19 protein-coding genes and 2 tRNA genes are annotated in these 21,585 nt (G+C 39.6%); 13 read left to right on the forward strand and 8 right to left on the reverse strand.

Annotated features, from left to right (window positions below):
- Positions 1 to 199, forward strand: a 199-nt coding sequence (locus tag EII32_RS12175) for a hypothetical protein (RefSeq protein WP_233582370.1), incomplete at its 5' end; no start/stop codon positions are given.
- A gap of 113 nt (positions 200 to 312) precedes the next feature.
- Here the strand turns inward: EII32_RS12175 and EII32_RS09645 are convergent.
- A tRNA-Ala gene (locus EII32_RS09645) sits at positions 313 to 386 on the reverse strand.
- Positions 387 to 714: 328 nt separating this feature from the next.
- Between EII32_RS09645 and greA the strand changes: the two genes are divergently transcribed.
- The 3 genes from greA (at position 715) to EII32_RS09660 (ending at position 2,970) form a co-directional block, all read left to right on the forward strand.
- A complete protein-coding gene (greA, locus tag EII32_RS09650; protein ID WP_125235205.1) occupies positions 715 to 1,179 on the forward strand; it encodes a transcription elongation factor GreA in 465 nt (154 codons plus the stop codon).
- 78 nt (positions 1,180 to 1,257) lie between these two features.
- Entirely contained in the window at positions 1,258 to 1,659 is a 402-nt protein-coding gene (locus EII32_RS09655; protein ID WP_125235206.1) for an HIT family protein, read from the forward strand.
- 147 nt (positions 1,660 to 1,806) lie between these two features.
- A complete protein-coding gene (locus tag EII32_RS09660; RefSeq protein WP_125235207.1) occupies positions 1,807 to 2,970 on the forward strand; it encodes a nucleoside recognition domain-containing protein in 1,164 nt (387 codons plus the stop codon).
- A 97-nt stretch (positions 2,971 to 3,067) separates the two neighbouring features.
- Here the strand turns inward: EII32_RS09660 and EII32_RS09665 are convergent, their stop codons facing one another.
- Positions 3,068 to 4,162 (reverse strand): mannose-1-phosphate guanylyltransferase, encoded by a 1,095-nt coding sequence (locus EII32_RS09665; RefSeq protein ID WP_125235208.1) that lies wholly within the window; start codon positions 4,160 to 4,162, stop codon positions 3,068 to 3,070.
- A 156-nt stretch (positions 4,163 to 4,318) separates the two neighbouring features.
- Between EII32_RS09665 and EII32_RS09670 the strand changes: the two genes are divergently transcribed.
- From EII32_RS09670 to EII32_RS09710, 9 genes are all read left to right on the forward strand, one after another.
- Positions 4,319 to 4,400, forward strand: a tRNA-Leu gene (locus EII32_RS09670).
- Positions 4,401 to 4,973: 573 nt separating this feature from the next.
- Complete coding sequence (locus EII32_RS09675; RefSeq protein ID WP_125235209.1) at positions 4,974 to 6,695, forward strand: hypothetical protein; 1,722 nt, start codon at positions 4,974 to 4,976, stop codon at positions 6,693 to 6,695.
- A gap of 133 nt (positions 6,696 to 6,828) precedes the next feature.
- Positions 6,829 to 7,755: a hypothetical protein gene (locus EII32_RS09680; RefSeq protein ID WP_125235210.1), complete on the forward strand. Its 927-nt coding sequence runs from the start codon at positions 6,829 to 6,831 to the stop codon at positions 7,753 to 7,755.
- A gap of 120 nt (positions 7,756 to 7,875) precedes the next feature.
- Positions 7,876 to 8,169, forward strand: coding sequence for a helix-turn-helix domain-containing protein (locus EII32_RS09685; protein WP_004344933.1), 294 nt, complete (start codon positions 7,876 to 7,878; stop codon positions 8,167 to 8,169).
- 4 nt (positions 8,170 to 8,173) lie between these two features.
- Entirely contained in the window at positions 8,174 to 9,364 is a 1,191-nt protein-coding gene (locus tag EII32_RS09690; protein ID WP_125235211.1) for a primase-helicase family protein, read from the forward strand.
- Between the two features lie 257 nt (positions 9,365 to 9,621).
- On the forward strand, positions 9,622 to 10,542 hold the full coding sequence (locus tag EII32_RS09695; protein ID WP_125235212.1) for a toprim domain-containing protein: 921 nt from the start codon (positions 9,622 to 9,624) through the stop codon (positions 10,540 to 10,542).
- Between the two features lie 138 nt (positions 10,543 to 10,680).
- Complete coding sequence (locus EII32_RS09700; protein ID WP_125235213.1) at positions 10,681 to 11,034, forward strand: plasmid mobilization protein; 354 nt, start codon at positions 10,681 to 10,683, stop codon at positions 11,032 to 11,034.
- Entirely contained in the window at positions 11,031 to 11,951 is a 921-nt protein-coding gene (locus EII32_RS09705) for a relaxase/mobilization nuclease domain-containing protein (protein ID WP_125235214.1), read from the forward strand. The genes EII32_RS09700 and EII32_RS09705 overlap by 4 nt, the downstream gene beginning before the upstream one ends.
- A 2-nt stretch (positions 11,952 to 11,953) precedes the next feature.
- Entirely contained in the window at positions 11,954 to 12,601 is a 648-nt protein-coding gene (locus tag EII32_RS09710; RefSeq protein WP_125235215.1) for a hypothetical protein, read from the forward strand.
- Positions 12,602 to 12,662: 61 nt separating this feature from the next.
- Here EII32_RS09710 and EII32_RS09715 read toward each other — a convergent pair whose 3' ends face one another.
- From EII32_RS09715 to EII32_RS09740, 6 genes are read right to left on the reverse strand one after another with little or no spacing between them, the layout of a single operon-like run.
- On the reverse strand, positions 12,663 to 14,159 hold the full coding sequence (locus EII32_RS09715) for an RNA-binding domain-containing protein (RefSeq protein ID WP_125235216.1): 1,497 nt from the start codon (positions 14,157 to 14,159) through the stop codon (positions 12,663 to 12,665).
- Between the two features lie 17 nt (positions 14,160 to 14,176).
- Entirely contained in the window at positions 14,177 to 14,701 is a 525-nt protein-coding gene (locus tag EII32_RS09720) for a very short patch repair endonuclease (RefSeq protein WP_125235217.1), read from the reverse strand.
- 7 nt (positions 14,702 to 14,708) lie between these two features.
- Positions 14,709 to 16,970, reverse strand: coding sequence for an LlaJI family restriction endonuclease (locus EII32_RS09725; protein WP_125235218.1), 2,262 nt, complete (start codon positions 16,968 to 16,970; stop codon positions 14,709 to 14,711).
- The gene (locus EII32_RS09730; protein WP_233582371.1) at positions 16,967 to 18,871 is read right to left on the reverse strand and encodes an AAA family ATPase; all 1,905 of its coding nucleotides are present in this window, start codon (positions 18,869 to 18,871) and stop codon (positions 16,967 to 16,969) included. Before EII32_RS09730 ends, EII32_RS09725 begins: the two co-directional genes overlap by 4 nt.
- On the reverse strand, positions 18,868 to 20,373 hold the full coding sequence (locus EII32_RS09735; protein WP_125235219.1) for a DNA cytosine methyltransferase: 1,506 nt from the start codon (positions 20,371 to 20,373) through the stop codon (positions 18,868 to 18,870). Before EII32_RS09735 ends, EII32_RS09730 begins: the two co-directional genes overlap by 4 nt.
- Positions 20,370 to 21,584, reverse strand: a complete 1,215-nt coding sequence (locus tag EII32_RS09740; protein WP_125235220.1) for a DNA cytosine methyltransferase — start codon at positions 21,582 to 21,584, stop codon at positions 20,370 to 20,372. Before EII32_RS09740 ends, EII32_RS09735 begins: the two co-directional genes overlap by 4 nt.
- Between the last annotated feature and the right edge of the window lies 1 nt (position 21,585).

A 21,585-nucleotide genomic window follows, 5' to 3' on the forward strand; every position in this document is an offset into this window, starting at 1 on the left:
GTCATTAGACCGCATTTGCTTAGATTTGCCATTGCCGTTACGCTTCCCGACTGCTTTAGCCCGCTTGCTGACATCTGCGCAGCCGTTTCATCCCGACGCAGCCCGCTACGCCCTTGATGAAATGGCTGCACATCTGCTCAACAATCGAACAAAATCGGTTGAGGGTTCTAATGACCGGTTTGGGTTAAAAATTAATTGATGTTTGTTTGTTTTTATTTTAAAACTTAATAACCAATAAACAACAATAAGCATGACACAAAAGGAGGATGCTCCTTTACGAGAACATCCTCTTTATGTTTTACATAAAAAACGTGGAGCATACAGGACTCGAACCTGCCACCTTTTGACTGCCAGTCAAACGCTCTAGCCTGATGAGCTAATGCCCCATGAACAATTTGGATGCAAATATACGCATTTTACATGGAATGCACAAAGAAAAGATTAAAAAAAGACAAAAAAATTGTTTGTTATGAAATAAAGTACTATCTTTGTGGCGAAAAATACGAAATGGCGAGGTAGCCACTGAACACAGGCGAGGTGTTTGTTGCATCGAAATTAGTGCTACCAGCAAATAATTGCCATCGACAAATAACAATAATATGCGTTCCGGTGTAGTGATTGGCATACCGGAATAATTTTTTGTTATACCCTGTAAAACATGCAGGAAAGTCGAACACGGAATGTAAAACAATAATAACAACAAAATAATTGACTATGGCATATATGTCACAAGAAGGCTACGACAACCTCGTTGCCGAATTACAGAGATTGGAGTCGGTGGAAAGACCGAAGGCTTCTGCCGCAATAGCCGAGGCACGCGACAAAGGCGACCTCAGTGAGAATTCGGAGTATGATGCCGCAAAGGAAGTGCAGGCGAAACTCGAGAACAAAATAAACTTGATGAAACGACAACTGGCCGAGGCAAAAATCGTTGACACCTCACGGTTGAGTACCGATGCCGTGCAAATAATGTCGAAAGTGGAAATGACAAACATGGCAAACAAGGCAAAGATGACATATACCATCGTGAGCGAGAGCGAAGCAAATCTGCGCGAGGGAAAAATCTCCATATCCACACCGATTGCACAAGGATTGCTCAATCACAAGGTGGGCGATGAGGTGGAGATAACCATACCAAGCGGAAAGATAAAGTTGCGCATTGACAACATATCAATATGAAAGATTGGCGTTTGAACGCCGGTTTTAAACATTTACGGTGGTAATTTATACGACACACTTTAATTTATAAATTCAGATATGTCAATATTCAGTAAGATTGCAGCAGGCGAAATTCCGTCGTACAAGTGTGCCGAAAGCGAAAAATTCTACGCTTTCCTCGACATTAGTCCGCTGGCAAAAGGGCACACATTGGTGATACCGCGCAAGGAGGTGGATTACATATTCGATCTGCCCGACGAGGATATTGCCGAGTTCCAAGTGTTTGCAAAGAAAGTTGCGGTGGCACTGAAAGCGGCTTTCCCATGCAGGAAAGTGGCACAGGTGGTACTCGGACTTGAGGTTCCGCATGCACACATTCACTTGATTCCAATGAATTGCGAGGCCGATGTGGATTTCCACAAGGAAAAACTTACTCTCTCGGAAAAAGAGTTCGAGGAAATTGCAGAAAGTATCCGTCGTGAGTTTGAAACACTCGGATAGTTCCTCCGAACAAGCAAAGATGCTGTTGCCACGACCATGACAACGGCATCTTTAATTTTTTAATTCACTTTTTACAATTAAAAAGAGAGTATTACAAATCTTATTCTTACCTTTGCGCCCGAATTAGTTATCATTAAGGAATCTAATATGAAAAACTCGAAAAAAGGAATCTCTCGCTTCATTCCTTCCGGCATAGTATGCCTTGCAATAGTTGTCGGTATTTTCTGTTATATCGGTTCGATAATGGGTGTCTCGCAGATGATGAACACCATTATGAAGACCGCACACGACTTGCTACTCAACACGTGCTTATATCTCATGGCAATATGTGTACTGACGGGTGCAGTGGGAAAGATATTCATGGAGTTCGGAGTGGTGTCGCTCTTGGAAAAACTGTTACGTCCGATGATGCGCCCGATATTCAACCTGCCCGGTGTGGCATCGCTTGGTGCGGTAATGACGTTCCTTTCGGACAATCCGGCAATCATAACATTGTCGCGCGACAAGCGTTTCAGCAGTTATTTCAAAAAATACCAGTTTATTTCACTGACCAACTTCGGTACGGCATTCGGCATGGGACTGATTGTGGTAATATTCATGGTTGGTCAGGGATATGGCATCGAACCATTCATCGGATTGTTCGGGGCTTTCACCGGTTGTGTAGTATCGACACGCTTCATGCAACATTTTATATTGAAGGCTTACCCGAAATACGCAGAAGAAAATGCAGATGCGGTAACGGAAGAACCAGCACAGGACACAATTGTCAAGACCGTTGAAAATGAACAGCCAGCCTCTATGTTCGTACGAATACTAAACTCGCTGCTTGATGGCGGACGTTCCGGCGTAGATATAGGACTTGCAATTATCCCCGGCGTACTGATAATATCTACGATAGTGATGATACTCACTTTCGGGCCGAGTGCCAACGGAACATACACCGGAGCAGCATACGAGGGCACTCAGACACTGCCGATGCTGGCAGGCAAGATTGACGTGGTGTTCAAATTATTGTTCGGCTTTACCGATCCTCACCAAATAGCATTCCCCATAACCGCACTCGGAGCGGTAGGGGCAGCCCTAAGTCTTATTCCCAACTTTGCATCACAAGGATGGATAGACGGCAATGCCATCGCAGTATGTACTGCCATAGGAATGTGTTGGAGCGGTTTCCTAAGCACACACACCGCCATGCTCGACTCATTAGGCTACCGCGAATTGACATCGAAAGCCATCATCTCGCATACAATAGGCGGTATCTGCGCCGCAATATGCGCCCATTGGATTTATATGTTATACACATTATTATAATTGCGAGGCAATCGGACGGAGGAATTCCGGTAACGGCAGAGCAGTCATATTGACAATGTGGCAATATACCGTTATCAGAATTCCTTTGTCATTCGGTTCACACATATTTTTCGCCGTACTTCAACTGCACGTCATTGACAAACTTCCTTACCAATGCGGAGGAATCCTCACGTTTGCATATTAAAAGTACGTTTCCGTTTTCGGCAACGATAAAATCTTCCAGTCCGTTGATAATACCGATATGATCATCGGGAAGTTTTATTATATTGCCATGACTATTGTCCATTATCGTGTTCCCCCCAATGCTCACATTGTCGCCATCGCTCTTGCGCATGCTGTCGTATATGCTGTGCCACATGCCGAGGTCTGCCCACCCGAAATTGCACCGCATGACATAAACATTATTGCTCATCTCAAGTATTGCCATGTCAATAGACATGTTCGGATATGACGGAAAATTGTTCTTTACACATACAAGTTCCTCTTCGAGAGTCCACTCATGGTCATCATCACTAATATCCATCAACACGACAGGGAGTATCTGTTTCAGCGAATGATGCAAATATTTTACATTGGCAAGGAAAAGCCCGCTGTTCCAAAGGAATTCGCCACTCTTTATAAACATTTCCGCAAAGGTGCGCTCAGGTTTCTCGGTAAACGACTTGACACGGAAAACCGTGTCTGTCGTGGTTTTATCGTCATACTGAATATATCCGTAGCCCGGCTCGGGACGTGTAGGTGTTATTCCAAGAACTAAAAAGGCATCACGTTCTGACACCAAAGACATACCTTTTTCCAAGTTGTCAATAAATGTCTCCTCGTTTAGCACGGCCATGTCGCTGGGTACCACCGCTATCCTTGCATTGCAATTCTTGTAATAAATGCGATGCGCCGCCCATGCCACACTGGGTGCGGTGTTGCGGAAAATAGGCTCGCTGAGTATGTTCTCACGTGGAAGCAGAACCAACTGCTCTTCAACAAAATGAGCATAAACATGGTTCGTACTTACATAAATATTCTCAATGGGAATCAACTTTCTCATGCGGTCGAAAGTCTGCTGTAAAAGTGTTTTGCCGGTAGAAAAGAAATCAATGAACTGTTTCGGTTTCTCATTGCGACTGCAAGGCCACAATCGCCTACCTTTTCCTCCCGCCAAAATCACACAGAAATTATCTTTATTCTGAGTTATCATAGTATTAGATTTTAATTATGCTACGAAAATAACTAAAATAATCGAACAAACAAACTTTTGAAAGGTTAATTTAATTATTTTCCCCAAATCCTTTGCTTTTACTAAAAAAATAACTACCTTTGCACCCGTAATTCGTCACCACGACGTTTTCGCTATGCCCAGATGGCGGAATCGGTAGACGCGCTGGTCTCAAACACCAGTGGAGCAATCCATCCCGGTTCGATCCCGGGTCTGGGTACTATAAATCCCTTGTAAATCGCTGATTTACAAGGGATTTTGTTTTTTAAATATGTACTAAAAGTGTACTATGTAACAATACAATAAGAAAAGTGTACTTTTATAGTTTTTCGACACTCGATTTTATATTTAATTAATAATAAATATTTAAAGGTAACTATTCCGCGGTAATCGATGTTAAATATCAGCAACTTGTAGACGTACTATTGTGACAGAAAGTCTCGAAATGGCATTATTTACCAAAAATTGCATATGTCTATTTTTTGTAACTTATTGATTATCATCATAGATTTATGTTGTTTGCCGCTGAATAGTTACTTTCAAAGTATTACTTTTCAAACAAGTCTTTCAGAAATCACTAAAATATTTTCTCTAAATCATCAAATATCTCTATCTTTGCATTGAACAAGAAAAGGACATCTCTAAAGATGCCCTATATATTGTAGGGAGGTTGATCAACTCCACGGGTCAAAGCCTCAATAGAAGCGATACTCTCCCTTTCTATCTATTTTTGTACTGCAAAAATAGAGAAATAAATCTAACTTCGCAAATATATTAACATAAAAGTTCATAAATGAGCAAGGAAGACATACAAGAATACTTCAAACTTAGAATGGTTGAAGCATTACATAAAGACACTTTAGATAGTTTTCGTGTAAGGACTAATAATGTTATTAGCATTTTACACGAACTGTCTAAAATACTGGAAGGTTGGCTTGAGGGTAATATAAAAAGGTTTGAAACTGTTGATTTCTGCATAAAAGAAGCAAAGGAGTTAATTGACAAGGACGAATGTATTGTTTTCTCCTTTTTAAACAAACAACTTTTAAAGGAAGAGTTAGATTCTTATATTGCAAATTCAAGGCAAAAGAAGAATGAAGTTGATACTGCTGGCACAAAACAGTTATTATTCCTTATAGATACAATATACTCATCTAATAATTTGATATACCTGAAAAAGTGTATTGAAAAAATACATGAATTATTAAGTCTTGAAGCAGATATTCCAGATGCAGAGTTTGTTCCTACTATTGATAATATAAATTATTATATATCATCTTTATGTTGTGAATTTTTAAGATTAGGTTATTCGAAGGTTTATCTATATACTTACTTTAAAGTCTTTCTTGAAAATAAAAAAAACATTCCATTTGAAACGGCTTTTTCAAAAATGAGAGAAAATTTTTTATCAAATACAGAAAAAGATTTTACTGTTATTTTTAAGTTGGAATTTCAAGACAAAGTAGCCGCACAAAGAGCGACTAACAAGATTAAAAATATTGTAGAAGAATTGTCTCTAGATATACAAAAATCTATAACTCGTCAGCCGTCTTATAAAATATCAAATGCTTTTATAAGATATTATGTAGTGAATAAAAAGGCTTTAGATACTGGGATTGTGACAAGACTTGCATATGAAGATTTATCCAATGATTTTGACTTTAATCTTGAGGATATTGCTAATTTAAAAATGCCTTCAACAGCGTTGGTCATAAATGATTCCTTTATAAGAAATGAAAAAGTATATTATTTTGATAACAAAGAAGATATTGTTGTAACAGAATCTCAACCTTTAGGAGAAACTATTTATAACATTAAACAAAATACATTATCTAAAGATATCCAAGATAGGCTCTATTCTGCACTAAGGCATCTGAGAATTGGAGACCAGCAAACTGAAATCGAACAACGTTTCATTAACTATTGGATTGCACTTGAATTCATATTTGCATCGCCTCGTAGTAGTGAGAGTACTTTTGAAAGAATAAAAAAATATTTGCCAGAAATCCTAGAATGTTGTTATGTAAAAAGGAATATTTTATATATAAATAAATGGCTTCGAGGGAAAAAAGTATTAGAAGATCAGACATCTTGGGATACTTTATCAGATAAAGATAAAGAAGTCATTATTGGACGAGTTGATATCCTCACAAAATACAGGCTCTTAAAATTAAAGGCTCGTATGTGCCATAAGGATAAGACGAAAGAATATATAAAAAATCATAGGAATAATTTAGAATATCATATCACAAGGATATACAGACTAAGAAATGAGTTGATTCATGAAGCTGCAATTAAGCAAGATATGGTTAATGTGACTAGCAACTTACGTTTCTATTTGGTTTTTACATTAAATCAATTAATAGTATTTCTCATTGAAAGAGAAGATAGCACACGGGAACTTGATATATCTCATTTTCTAGGAAAATTCAATATTCTATCTAAATATCTAAAAAAAGAGTGTACTATAAATAATTTTATGTCTATGGTTTCTATTGATAAATTTATCATATAGGGTTTATGAAAGGAGAAAGGGATAGATGTTATAATAAGTTAAAGATATAGGTAGATTATTATATTTCTATTCTTACCTACTGCTAACATATTTAATAATCATCCCAAGACATTCTTGTATAAAAGATAATAATATGGAAGATAATAGACTTGAGATACAACTAACCAAGATACAAAGTTTCGTGAACCACTGCGTTATGCAAACTTTCAATATTCTCATAGGAAATATTTTGAGAAAGAAAGAATATATTGGTTCAATACTTCTTAAGGAGATCTTGCAGAAAGAGTTTTTGCAAATTACCGATAAACTATCTTCTATATATATGAAGTATCCTGCCCTTTCGTGTGTGGAAGAATCTTATAACGAAAATAGTTTCTTATGGGATAGCACTTTCTATGAATCATTGAACAAAGAGCAAAAGGGGAAGTATTCTAACTTTGATTTGGTAACGTTCGATTATAGTAAGTATGTTGAGAATCATACTTTGTACGATGAAGTCCTTCCGATGTTTTCATCGCTCATTGATGTAATTCTTTATGAACGTTATGCAAATTATCTAAAATGTGAGATTGAAAAGATAGAAATAAGCGAAATCAAGAAATCTTTTCAACGCTATTCTACAATTGTCTATGATAACATCGAGCCAAGCAAGCCAAAAGAAAAACTTGTGATTGTTGGCAATGAAATCAATCCTTTCAAATCTGATTTTTCGGAAGAACAGATTGAAATACTAACTGATTGCATCAATGATGTTAAACTTTTTACGACCAGTGTTTCACCAAAGATTACTAAAAATTTATTTGATTGTAATCTGAAAGGAGTACTAAAATCAAACAATAACCGACTACTTGCGTATCTCATGCAAAGTCTTAATCTTCGGGGATACGTTACTAATGAATGGCAGTCTACCATTGCACGCAGTAAACTCATATTGGGAAAAACCAAAGACACACCATTAACACGAACTGACCTTTCCACTGCAACAGATCAAATCAATATGAAGCAGCCGAAAGGATGGGAAATCATAGATAAATACATCAAACAACTGAAAAAAGTTTGAGCATAGGTTGATACGTCAAACATTGCTCAATGCCAGTTCCTTTTATCGTTTCTAATTTTGCCCTCGTTAACAGCAACGAGGGTGCGCACCCTCTATCGTTTTACCTAACAAATAAAAAATATGGAAAAGACCATAGAGGAACGAGTTTACGAACTCGAACAACTTCTCTTTACAAACAAAAATGTGCTTAGCTTTGATGAAGCAAGCAAGTTTCTCAACCTCTCAAAGAGTTATCTCTACAAGCTCACATCGGGCAATTTGATTCCTCACTATAAGCCACAAGGTAAGATGCTTTATTTTGAGAAAGCAGAACTCGAAGCATGGCTGCGTCAAAATCCTATCAAGACTTCTGCGCAAATAGCTCAAGAAGCACAGAGATATATCATGGGTAGCAAACCTTTAATGCAGAAGTAAGGCTATGGAAAACGAGAATTTCATTCGTGTTGGCACAACCTTGTACAAGATTGTGAACCAACCTCGCGTTACAGGTGGCTTTGTCAAGAAGCGCATAGCATGGAATGTTGAAACACTCCGCCAAGACCATGGAAAGGATTTTCTGGCTACTATTCCAAAGTACGATGGCTTCTGCACTGTTCCTAATCATGTCAACTATCAACCAGTGATTGACAAGTTCCTTAATCTCTATGAACCAATAGAGCATCAGCCAAAAGGAGGAGAATTTCAGCATATTGAATCATTGATAAGACATATCTTCGGTGAGCAGTATGAGTTGGGCATGGACTACTTGCAGTTGCTCTATCTCCAGCCTGTGCAGAAACTTCCCATCCTACTGATGGTGTCAGAAGAACGCAATACGGGTAAAAGTACGTTCCTTAATTTTCTCAAAGCTGTTTTCCAGAACAATGTAACGTTTAATACTAACGAGGATTTTCGCAGTCAGTTTAACGCAGACTGGGCAGGAAAACTACTTATTGTAGTGGACGAAGTACTGCTAAATCGTAGGGAAGATAGTGAAAGATTGAAAAACCTTAGTACAACACTTTCCTATAAGGTGAAAGCAAAGGGTAAAGACCGAGATGAAATCTCCTTCTTTGCCAAGTTCGTGCTGTGTTCCAATAACGAGTTTCTCCCAGTCATCATAGATGTGGGAGAAACCCGATATTGGGTAAGGAAGATAAATAGTCTGGAAAGTGATGATACCGACTTTCTACGGAAGTTGAAAGCTGAGATACCTGCTTTTCTTTATTTTCTCCAGCACCGCACACTATCTACTCAAAAGGAAAGCCGTATGTGGTTTGCTCCCAAACTGATCTTTACACCAGCCTTGCAGCGCATTATCCGCAGCAACCGCAATAAGATTGAGTTGGAAATGTCCGAACTCTGTTTGGAAGTGATGGAGCAGATGGTTGTTGCCGAACTTTCATTCTGTATCAATGATATGGTGTGCTTGCTGAACAACACAAGATGCAAGGCTGACAAAAGCCAAGTCCGCAGGATTGTGCAGGATATATGGAAACTCTCCCCTGCTTCCAACACGCTGACTTATCTCACCTATCAGATGGACTACAACAGTTTGCGAAACTACTCACCTATCAAGCGCATAGGCAGGTACTATACCGTAACCAAAGAACAACTCACAGACATTTAATCATTATTTTGATGAAATGATGAAAGGTATATATAACAGATTGGTTGGCAATGCCTATTTGATTCTTCTTTCCACTCATCAGTATGAAAGAATGATGAAAGGAAAAGATGATACTGGCCAAAAGAGAAATACATATTTTTTCTTTTGGCAAGTCCTGTGATGAAATCATGATGAGCAAGTAATTTATTTGTTATGAAATGGTTATGTGCATTTTCATCAAATCATCGATTCTTCAAACCATTCAACTTCACTCTAATATGAACATACAAGAAATTAAAATGATAAAGTTGCAGGATTTTCTTGCAAGTCTGGGATATACTCCCACTAAGCAACAGGGCAACAAGTTATGGTATCTTTCCCCCTTTCGTCAGGAGAGCCATGCTTCATTCAAGGTAAATACCGAGCGTAACCAATGGTACGATTTCGGTATTGGCAAGGGCGGAAATATCATTGATTTGGCAGAACTACTCTATAAATCCACTGATGTTTCGTATCTCATTCATCAGATTGGGCACAATGTTCCAAGTATGGTTTCTGCATCTCCTGGAGTTGTGAAGCCTAAACAGAGTTCTGCAACTTTTGAGAATTTGCAAGTACTTCCTTTGTCGCATCCAGCTTTGATTAGATACTTGCAGGACAGATGTATTGACATAGAAGTCGCAAAATCTGTTTGCAAGGAGGTACATTATGAGGTCAACAACAAACGTTATTTTGCTATTGGCTTTCCGAACTGTGGTGGTGGTTATGAGTTGCGCAATCTATTCTTCAAGGGTTGCATTGCACCGAAAGACATCAGCCATTTCTATGCCGACGAGCCAAAGAAGATATGTTTTCTTTTCGAGGGCTTTATTGATTTTCTCTCATTCATGACGCTTAGGAGAATCCAGAACCCACAATATAATGAACTGAGTAATCAGGACTATTTGATATTGAATTCTGTAACGAATATTCATAAAGCCTTGAAGTGTCTATCTGTGTACAATAACATCCAGTGTTTCTTGGATAATGATGAAGCAGGAAGAAATGCTTATCTACAATTATCAAAGGAATTAGGGTCTTCTGTTGTGAATGCTTCAGCCTTATACAATGGTGTCAAAGACTTGAACGACTATCTGTGTGCAGAATCCAAGTATTCAGAGAAAACAGAAATCAAGAAAATCAAAGGGATTAAGCTATGATTGTAGGATATGCTTCGCATAATCTGTTTTTCGGGAAGCAAGTTTATGTTTTGGGCATACCAAAACCACTTGCTCCACCTCCTGACAGTCGTTGCAGAGGATTATCCCGCTGGTCTCCATCAAATAAAAGAAATAAGTATGATAAAAACAGAATATAAAAAAGGTGGTCGTCCAACCAAGGGCGTAGCCGAAAAGAAGAAATACCGCATCACGGTAAAACTGAATACGCAGGATTACTATACGCTCAAAGGCAAAGCCAAAAGCGCAGGAGTAACCATGAGTGAGTTTGTAAGAAAAGTTCTTGATAAAGGAAATGTCATTGAGCGACTGACCGTAGAGCAAGCAGACTTCATTCGCAAACTGTGTGGAATGGCAAATAATCTCAATCAGTTGGCACATCGTGCCAATGCGGAAGGGTTTCATGTCATTGTTCCTTTCCATAAAACCATCATTGGCAAGATTGACGAAATCCTAAATCTGATACGAAAATGATAGCCAAAATTATGAAAGGTTCGGGCTTCAAGGGTGTAATCAATTACATCCTTGACCCGAAGAAAGGAACGGAACTCATTGATAGTTCCGGAGTGAGAACGGAGAGCATCAATCATATTGTCCAAAGTTTCATCGACCAGACAGAACTGAATCCACGAGTAAGCAAGGTTGTGGGGCATATCTCCCTGAGTTTCTCGGCACAGGATTCTTCCAAGCTCAGCAATGAATGGATGGCGCAGATTGCTCGTGAATACATGGAGAAGATGGGAATAAAAGATACGCAGTACATTATCGGTCGCCATTTCGATAAGGAGCACCCTCATGTACATATCGCTTTCAATCGGATAGATAACAACGGCAAGACTATCTCTGACCGTAACGACAAGTTCAAAAGTGAGAAGATTTGCAAAGAACTGACCGCCAAATACGGTTTATACTTTGCTGGTGGCAAGGAGAAAGTTAAGGAGTATCGTTTAAAAGAACCTGATAAGACCAAGTATGAAATCTATCAGGCGTTGAAAACCAAAATAGCTCGGTGCAGAGATTGGAAAAAATTGCTTGCTCACTTAAAAAAGCAAGATATTGATGTCCGCTTTAAGTATAAAGGTAACTCACAGGAAGTACAGGGGATCATCTTTGAAAAGAACGGTTATCATTTCAATGGCTCTAAGGTGGATAGGAGTTTCAGTTATTCCAAGACAGACTTTGCCCTGCAACAGAAAAACAGGGAACAAGAACAGCAGACACAAGGAATGATAAACCTCATATCCAATGTTGCAAGTGTTACGAGCGAAATTACCAACAACCTTATAGAAGGAGGATTGGGATTGTTCCAGACTCATGGTACTGTCCCTGCGGAGGTTTACAACACACTCGATAAAAAGAAGAAAAAGAAAAAACGTAAAATACATTTATAACTATGTCAGATAATAATACATATGTCCTCTTTGAGGAAATCAAAAACAAACTGGAGACAATTTATAGGGAGCTAAAGGAGGTGAAAGAAAAGGAGAACAGTTCTGTTTCCCTCCCCGTTCAATCTACACCAGCACAAACTGACGAGCAGAAGGAACAGAAATTGCTCAATCAGTATGAACAGCGGACAAAAAATGTGCTCAACGAGTACATTGGTGTTCAAGTGCGCATCAAGGACGAGGAGGCTAAATCCATAGACAAATTGGTGGCAAGCGTCTTAACCATGTTGCACGAATGGCAGGAACAGAAAGAACATCCACAACTGCAGGAAAACATTCACAGGCACAGTTTTGACCTCAAGTCCTCGAAAGTCTTTACTACTGTGGTAGCAATGTCTATCCTTTGTTTTGTTTCTTTGGTCGGTAACTACTTCTTGTGGCAAAGCAAACAGCAATACAAGGATGATGCTTTGAAATTCCGAATTATCAGAGTATGGAGAGGATGTAGTCCCAAGGAAATCCTATGGCTCAATGATGTGTTTGACATTCATCGCAATGAAAAGATTATTAAACTAATCAAGGAAAAAGCAGATGATTACGATATGGAATTGAAGCACAAGGCAGATAGTCTGATGCAAAGAAAATTGAGGTAGCTCTCCATATGTAACAAGCCCAACCAAAATTCTCGTTTGGTTGGGCTTGTTATGCAATATTTTAGTATATGATTTCCCAAAAGCCATTTTTATCAGAGCCTACTCTACGAAGATATTTGCCACGCATTTTTTCAATATTTCGCATGATAGTACTTCCATTCAGTCCTGTAATTGTTGCCATTTCATCCTTAGTTATATAAGGATTTTCAACCATTAACTGCAAGATGGATATACGATTAGTTGTGAGCTTTTCTCCATTTACAATTGCCTTTTCAATTAACCTCTTAATAAGGTTCTTGCTGTTTACAGTTGCATTTTTGGTATTTACAGTTGCATTTACAGTCCTCTTTTCTGCATTTGCAGTTGCATCTCTTTGATTATTTGCCTGAGAAATAACTTTTGGTACTGTAATCTTCAGAATAAAATCATCAAGATGGAAAGATAGATGTGGTGTACCATTAGCTTCCAACTCTCTGCATACTCGATCCACACCCTCTCCAAACTCTTTTACATAGTCGTATGCTTTTAAGAACTGAGCAATTTTCGGATTGCGAGAGAAATGGGTATGGCGAATATTTGAAGGCTTGACCGTTCCTGGTAATCTGCCGGGCGACTCGAAAACCAAACGATCGTCGAACATCTTGATTTGGATTTCCGTACCTTTTATATTGTAAGCACGGTGGCAACAAGCATTGACAACCATTTCTTGAATCACAAACTTTGGATAATCTCTATTGGTCACAAACTGCCCATGCTGCCCAAGGAATGTATGTTCCTCTACTTGGGTTTCAAGATAAGCTATCGTGGCTTTCACCTGATCAAGTATTGTTCCTTCAAAAGTTACATCCTTAATCACGTTCATTTCTGCACCCACTCGCTCCTCTGTTCCTTTATAGCGAATGAAACGAGTACGTCCACGAGGAAAGAACTTTTGAGGATATTTACCAAACAACAGGATACAAGCTACACTAACTTGCTGCTCTCCCTTGGCGTTGGTAGTTATGAAGCCATTATTTTCATGTAGATATTGCTTGGCAGACTTGGTATAACCAATCAATTCTATATATCTTTCGACAGCAGCCATATCAATATCATCTACCGTAGCACCATACACTGCTGTATCTTCATCGTAACGCTCACCCTTGTCATACATCAACTGTATGCGCTCTTCAAAAGACAGTTTTCTACTTTTGTCGCCAACACGCATAAAAGCTTCGTCTGCTTGATTAGCATGTAGTTCAGAACTTGCAGGAATGTGCATCAATATAATATGATTCTCGTTTCCATCCTTATCCGTGCATGGCAACAATTCGCTGGTAATAGACACAGAAGGATTACAGAAATCCAAAGGAACACGCAACAATTCATTCAGCTTCTCTGTGTTTTGATCCACACCTTCTATCTTTCTCGTCTTATCAGACACACCAATAACAATCGTGCCACCATCAGCATTTGCAAATGCGACGATTGGAATAGCCAATGCCTTGGGGTCAATTTGAATGCTTTTGCAGTCAAACGTCTGATCTTCCTTGCGAGTCTGTATTTCTTGTATCGTCATATTATGGCTTTAACTATTCAAACGTCATTTATATTCTTTTTATTATAGTCGGCTATATCTTCTGCCACCATCATAGGTTCTTCCTCTGGTATCTCATACTGCTTGAAGCTATGGTTTTTAAGGAAAATCCTATTGAGAGTAAACGTCAATGACTCCAAAGTCTGTTCCCGTACCTTCGGCTTCAGTTCACATTCCCAAATGGTGATGGAGTGCCAACCCATCGAGGCAAGTCGATGCTGCACTTCAACGTCACGCTCTTGATTCCTCTGTATCTTTGCCTTCCAAAATTCTGTGTTGCTCTTTGGTATCGTATAGTATCTGCATCCTTCATGCCCATGCCAAAAACAACCATTCACAAAAATACAAGTTCTGTACTTCCGCATCACGATGTCAGGTTTTCCTGGCAATCGTGGATGATTAAGCCGATAACGGAATCCATGCCCCCATAGCCAGCGACGCACCACCATCTCCGGCTTCGTGTCCTTGCCGTGGATGGCAGCCATATTTGCATGGCGTTGTATGGATGTAAGGAAATCTGTCATAAATACTTCATTCTATGTAACTTAATAGTTCTTGGAATGCAACCACAAAAGGCTTCCCCATAGGCTCGTCATCGGGCAGAAACTTGTCCAACAGCCTTTCTAAATTAACTACTTTCTTTGATGGCAGTTCAATTGGCAGCGGATTAAAGTCATATATGAGATAAGCCCTCTTGCTATAACGTTTGATCACTCTGTCTTGATACGAATCGATGGGGTGTCTGCTCACGTTGAATGGGTAGAAAAGTTCTTTCATCTTATCAACCCCGTACATCTCCGGCATCACAGATGGGTCACTTACGTTAAAGTAGAATGCAACAGACTTATCAGTTTCATTGTAGAGAAGAATGTGCGACACGTCCATGAGTTCTCTTGACGGTTTCATGGCACCTTGGGCATCGTCCTTTCCCATGGCAAGACGAATATTGTATTTACCTTGACTGAACACCCATTCCCGATGGGCAGGACTACGCAGACAACCTACCAACACCAAATCTCTTGCAGGAAGAACTGCTGCTATTCCTGCATTTGATACCGCAGTCTGAATAACAGGCTCTGGGGGGGCACCCAATGAGCATGGCTCAACGAAGAAATGACGACGTAGTTTTGTAAGCAAGGCCTCATTGTCGTGTTCTGGGTCGTCCTTGTCAAGAGCCAGAGAGTAGATGTTATTCTCTGCGAACGGTGTATATATCTTGCCGAGGATCTCCTGAAAGTGAGTCTTGAAATACTCCTTGGCATGAGTGCCAGGTCGGGCAGTCATCGCATAGAAGTTATAATCTTCCTGTAGCCATTCCTGAATTTCTTTGCGGAAACGCTCACGCACCAGCTCCTTCCATTTCGCTTTTCCCGATGCACTATTCCGGGCATACAACGATAGAACAAACAGAAAGTTTACATCGTAATGGAAAAGCAGAAGCGTGTCGCGGTCGAACAGTCGGTTCTTGAACTGCATTTGTTTATGTCGTTTGTTCTGCCTCTCTGTTTGACTGATTCCGTCATTTTTGTAATCGAAGCCATCATCCATCTTCGCTGAAATAAAGAAGTTGGGGATGATATTATAGCCCTCAGTCATATCGTCACGCAGTTTCACCTTTGATGTCTTTACCTTCTTGTTCTCGCCGTTGAAGATGTCAAGGTTCCATTGAATGACATTACGGGCATAGGTGTATTGCTTGTATATGGACTCCGAGCCAAGTTCGTGTCCCATCTTGTAATACTTCGAATCACCGATGTAGTAAGTCGGTTTCTTCTCTCCTTCAATCAGACTCTGAGCGGTATAGAGGTGATCCACTATTTTTCCGTCTTCCTGCTTCTTTTCCATACCGTCAGGCAATGGGTTATCGCCGATGAGTTCGTCAATGATGGCCTCAAAGACCATGTAGAAACTCTTGACAAGCAGATACTCTTTCTTCTCGGTATGTACGAATAATTGCTCCGACTCCTTGAAGAAAGCCTCGCAAAGGCCCCAAAGTTCCAATGCTTTGTCGGAGAAATATTTGTATTTTATCTGGCGCAGTCGTGTCAGACCATAGCCGTTCAAGTAGCATCCGAACTGTTTGCCCTTGATGAGTTCATACTGGAAGTTTATCTCCTTTGGAAAACCATATTCGTCGCCGATGTAGTTCAGAATAGAGAAGAAGATAACAAGCAGTTCCTCGTCGAAGTTTATCTGCCGTTTCTTGTTGACGGGATGTAGATAGACTGGTACGTTCCGACTCACAAGAGCCATTTCCTTGTTTATGGTGCGCGTCCAGTTAATCTTATTGAATCCTGCGTGCAGGTTCTTCAGCACAAAGAAAAAGAAGTTTTGATTGTCGTGGTTGAACCTCTCCAACTCCAACAAAATATCAAGAAAAGTGTTTGTGAGCCGTCGATTACCTTTGCCCACCTCTGCTATCTTAGTGTGATAGACAATGTCCTTGGCCTCGTCGGCATTCCGTTTGTCATTCTTGTAAACCACGATGGAACGGTAAATCCATACGGAGAATTTATAGAGAAAACTTTTTTCTTCAGGTGTGAGCGGATTGTATTTATTTAGGTCGCAGATATCCTCTGGTTTGTATTTTCCGAACGCCAGTTCTTGTCCTTCGACATCTTTAAGGAGAACTTTTGGTAGAATAAACACGCAGTCCTTCAGCAGGGTATTGTAGTAGTACCCCACATAGAGAATGGACACCCGCCCTTCCACATTCTCCAAGGCATCAATGCCATGCAGAATGTCTTTCACTCGTGCTACGTCGTACTGATGTTCTTCTATGAGTATTTTCATTCAGCGACCTTTTCTATATGGATATCCCAAGATTGTTCGTTCACCTTGGATATGAAATCATTTATACGTTCAGGGGTAAACTGGTTATACACGTAAACTACTTCTCCATTGGGCAGATTGAGACTGTCGTATCTTTTTGCAAAAATTGCATCCGATGTCTTGTTGAGTTTTTGCTCATACGATTCTTTCGAAATGACAATCTGGCGAATCATAGTACCAAGAGCATACCATGTTTCTACCAATTCACTTGCTGTGACATCGGGATAATTCTTAACATAAGCAGTGACTGTAGCCAAAGGAACAGTTTTCTTCATATAATTCCCTTCCCCATTGATTGCGTAAACAGACTTATCTCTGGCTGAAGATCCCGTCGTGGTGGCATTGTCAGATTCGTCAGAGGCAGACTCGTTTTCATCTGCACCAATTATTTCAGCAACTTCTACATGCAAATTGTCCAATAACGTCTGCACTTTATCTTTGGCTATCACCACTTCCCCCCTTGTGTATGTTCCATAGAACTTGTCATATGGCTCAGCAAAGATGCCATTTTCGTTGTCAAAGTCCTTGAACACATCGTTCCATAGGTAGAACAGAACCTTAGACACAAATGTTTCTGCCTTGATGACACCATTTGTTGGCTTACAGAAATAGTAACCAAGTTTCTTGTCCTCAGAGTTGGTCTTGTCATATATCTCATCATTTATCTTTTGGATGAATGACCACCAATTGTACATTTGCGTATCGGCTTCTATCTTCCATTTTTTAGGTTGTCCGTTCTTGTCTCGTCCTTCACTGATGGGCATATACTGCCAGTCCCAACGACGCTTGAAAGCAGAGTCGATAGGGAACAAACTTTGGTCGCTCGTGTTCATCGTGGCCCAAATGTAGAGATTGTTTGGCAAGAGCAACACTTCTCCGCTAAGCACTTCCTTCACGATGTCCCTATCATCATAGAGGGCATTGATGCTTTCTGCATTTTCTATTTCCACTCCCTCAAACAAACGCTTCAACTGCTTCTGCATGTCTGCGTCGGCCTTAATGGGATAGTCTGAATAGCCAAAATCGTTGCGGTCAAGTAGTTGGAACAAGTCACCGAAGATTTGAGCACAGTTGCCTCGGTTGATTTCCTCAATCACCAAGAACTGCTTCTTTTGTGCGCCCCCTTTGGCTTCAGCTACTTTCTTCCAAGCGGCGACGTATGATTGTAGGAAGGCCTGACAAACAAACTCGTAACTGATGCGCTTTTCTTCTCTTCCTGTTTCTACGGCCTTGTCTCCGATGATGGCAAGCACGGGAGCAAACTCTGTTGTCGGCTTGTAAGTTCCGACAAATGTCGAATAGTCTGTGTCAGGATGGAAGGTCGTTCGTATCACGTCCTCACCCTTCGTCTGCTTTTTGATAATGTGCGACTTGCCCGTGCCAGGAGCACCATAGAAGATCTGCTGCAAGGACTGTTCGATATTGCTATTTAGGGGCGCATTTACTGGGTCTTTTTCAATCTTTGAAAAATATACGGCAGCAGGATTTACTTGTATTTCTCCTTTCTTATAAAAACATAGATAATAAGAATAGTTTGTGCCATCTATTCTGCTTTCAAGGCATACAATATCACCTTCTTGTATGTTATGGCTTTTGAATAATGAGCCTAAACTTGGTATTCTTTTTTCTTGGTTTGAATTCTTAAAAAAAACGAAACGAAGTGTGGTTGGTTCATTACCATCGTTTGTAATGTCTTGGGCTGTGAAATTAACTTCCATAACAGACCCATTCATAGCCCCAGAATTGCCAAAAAAAGTTTCGTAATCGAAATTATTTGGCAGGCGGACATACACTTCATGTGTTCCCGTCTTTCCTACTTCCGCAGGAGTTAACTCTTTGTAGAAAAAAAATGATTTCCTCATATGTATTTCTTTATTATGTTAGCAATTTGTTTTGCCATCAAGACTGGCACTGCATTTCCGATTTGCATATAAGTTCTTAAATATGCACCAAGGAAGAGGTAGTCATCTGGAAATGATTGTACTCTTGCTGCCTCACGTGGAGTTATGCTCCTTATTTGATAAGGATGTATATGAGATAGACAGTCCATTTTTAAGTGGGCTGTTATAGTTCTACAAGGTCTATCAGCATACAACTTAAAGTACTTGTCCTTAAAGATTCCATTTCTCCTTGAATAGGGCATTATGTCTGCTATTTTGGGATTGGTTGCATCTTCACCTTGACCGAGACGTTTGAAAATCTCGTAATTCACGTCGCTACAATAACGAGCCTTATGATTAAAGGTATATGCCAATGAGCGGCCAGAATTTATGCTTGTTAGATAAGAATTCCCACAACTGTCATAATTGTTGATACCAATCTTCATGCCAGTTTTTTCATCATCAACCTCTGTCATACCTTTTACACGCGGCGCATCCAAAGGCTGGATATATTCCAATGCGGATTGAAGGTTATAATGCTGATTCTCTTCACATGCTTTTTCGGTTTCATGGAAAAGAACTTCGGGCGTAACATGTTTGGAATAAGCAATATCATTCCGAACAGCAAGATAAATAAGTCGTTCTCTGCTTTGTGCCACCCCGAAGTTCACAGCATTGAGTAAACGGTATGATACATCGTAAGTATATACCTTTCCGTTTTTCTTAATCCGTATCGACTTATAGTCTTCAACGACTTGGCCTGCAACAGAGAGCATTCCTTTTACATTCTCCATCAAAACGAATTTAGGACAAATTTTTTTGACAGCTTCAATATAATATTTGTACAGCTCGTTGCGTGGGTCATCAATTATACGACGTTGATTTGCGCTACTGAAACTCTGACAAGGAGGTCCACCAACCACGATATCAATGTCTTCATGTATATAATCGTCTATGTTAGAAACAATCTTTCGTATGTCTTCTTTCAATACACTTGCAGATGGCAGTTCTGGATGGTTGAAACGATATGTTCTAACACATACGTCTTCAAAATCATTGGCAAAACAAACCCTATATCCAGCTTGACTAAATCCACAACTTAACCCACCTGCTCCTGCAAAGAAATCTACCATCTTGGGCTTATTGGTAGCCGCTTCTCTTTTTTGTATTTCTTTTCTTTTTCTGTTGTTGAGTTTGTCCAGTTCAGAGCCGAAAAGATTCTTGTGAGAAAGGAATAATTCAATTGCAGAAACGAATCGAGAGTAATAATTTCCAAGAACTCTGCTTAACAATTCCAAATCTTCGTCACTCTCGATAATTCCCATATCCTTCATTTCTATTACAGAATTAGATGAAGGAGACTTTATTTTATCTACAATAAGGTGTTCTCGTTTAGCTATCACTTCAACCAAACGTATATATATCTGAATTTTTTCTAAAAACTCATCCTTTCTCGTTAACTTTGTAATCTTCTCGAATATCATGCTGTTATATCAATCAAATTCTTTTTTATCGACTTTGCCAGCGCTTCTGCGAATAAAGGAGGTACGGCATTGCCTATTTGTTTATACTTTTCTCCCCGTGAACCCTTGAACTCAAAGTCATCTGGAAAAGACTGGATTCTTGCCGCTTCACGCACAGTAAATGTACGTCTTTGCTCTTCATCAGGATGAATAAATTGAAAGCCATCTTTATGAATATGAGCCAAAATAGTTTTGGAAGGTAAGTCCCACCACTGAACCACATAGCTATTATCAAATACTCTGGCATGTTCATGTTCGTATTGGGGCATTTCTCTTCGCAATTGACCAAAAGACCAATGATTATGTATCATCACTTGGAAGCGTTCTCTATCCAGGTCGTTGTGTTTACGTGCAATATGATCCATCAATGGATGTATGCCCGATTTACCTGTCTTTTTTAGAAACTCATTATTACATGGATAATCATATTCCTCAGTTGAAGCATCTTGTCCAGGCTCAACGGATGGTAAATCCCCAATAGCTTGTCTTACATCAACAAAACGTTTTTTCCCTTTTTTCTCATTGCTCAGAGTTTCGGGATTCCAATGTGTTTTTATAATACTTTCATAGAGTTCTTCTGCACTTTTATCAATGTCTTTACGTACACCAATTATAATTACTCTTTTACGAAGCTGAGGTACACCGTAATCAGCAGTATTAAGAACTAAGACTTCTGGATTTCCAATTACTTTATATTTGTTTCCCAAAGCCTTTAACACCTTTGGAAATATGGGAGCATTCTTGACTTGTGCAGAAAGAAGCCCCGTTACATTTTCAAACACAAAGAATTTTGGGGAATAGTATTCCAAAATTTTCACGTAGCTCTCAAACAGATAATTGCGAGGGTCTGATGCCATCTTCTTTCCATCACGAACTCTACCAGCCGTTGAATATGCTTGACAAGGAGGTCCACCAATAATAACATCAATAGTCCGTCCATTTACAGCATTGTCAATTCTTTCCAGTATGTCATCTGCTGTTATATCATGCTCGATAACTTCCCTATTGTAGTCTTTATACCCATAGAATTTCATTCTCGTTCGCAATGTTTCACATGCCCAATGGTCTATTTCGGCATGGGCAAGAGCCTTGAATCCTTGGCGATAGAAACCCTCTGAAAGACCTCCACAGCCAGCAAACAAATCAATGAATGTATATTTCCTTCTTACCATG

The sequence above is a fragment of the Prevotella sp. OH937_COT-195 genome (assembly GCF_003932845.1).
Classification (GTDB): domain Bacteria; phylum Bacteroidota; class Bacteroidia; order Bacteroidales; family Bacteroidaceae; genus Prevotella.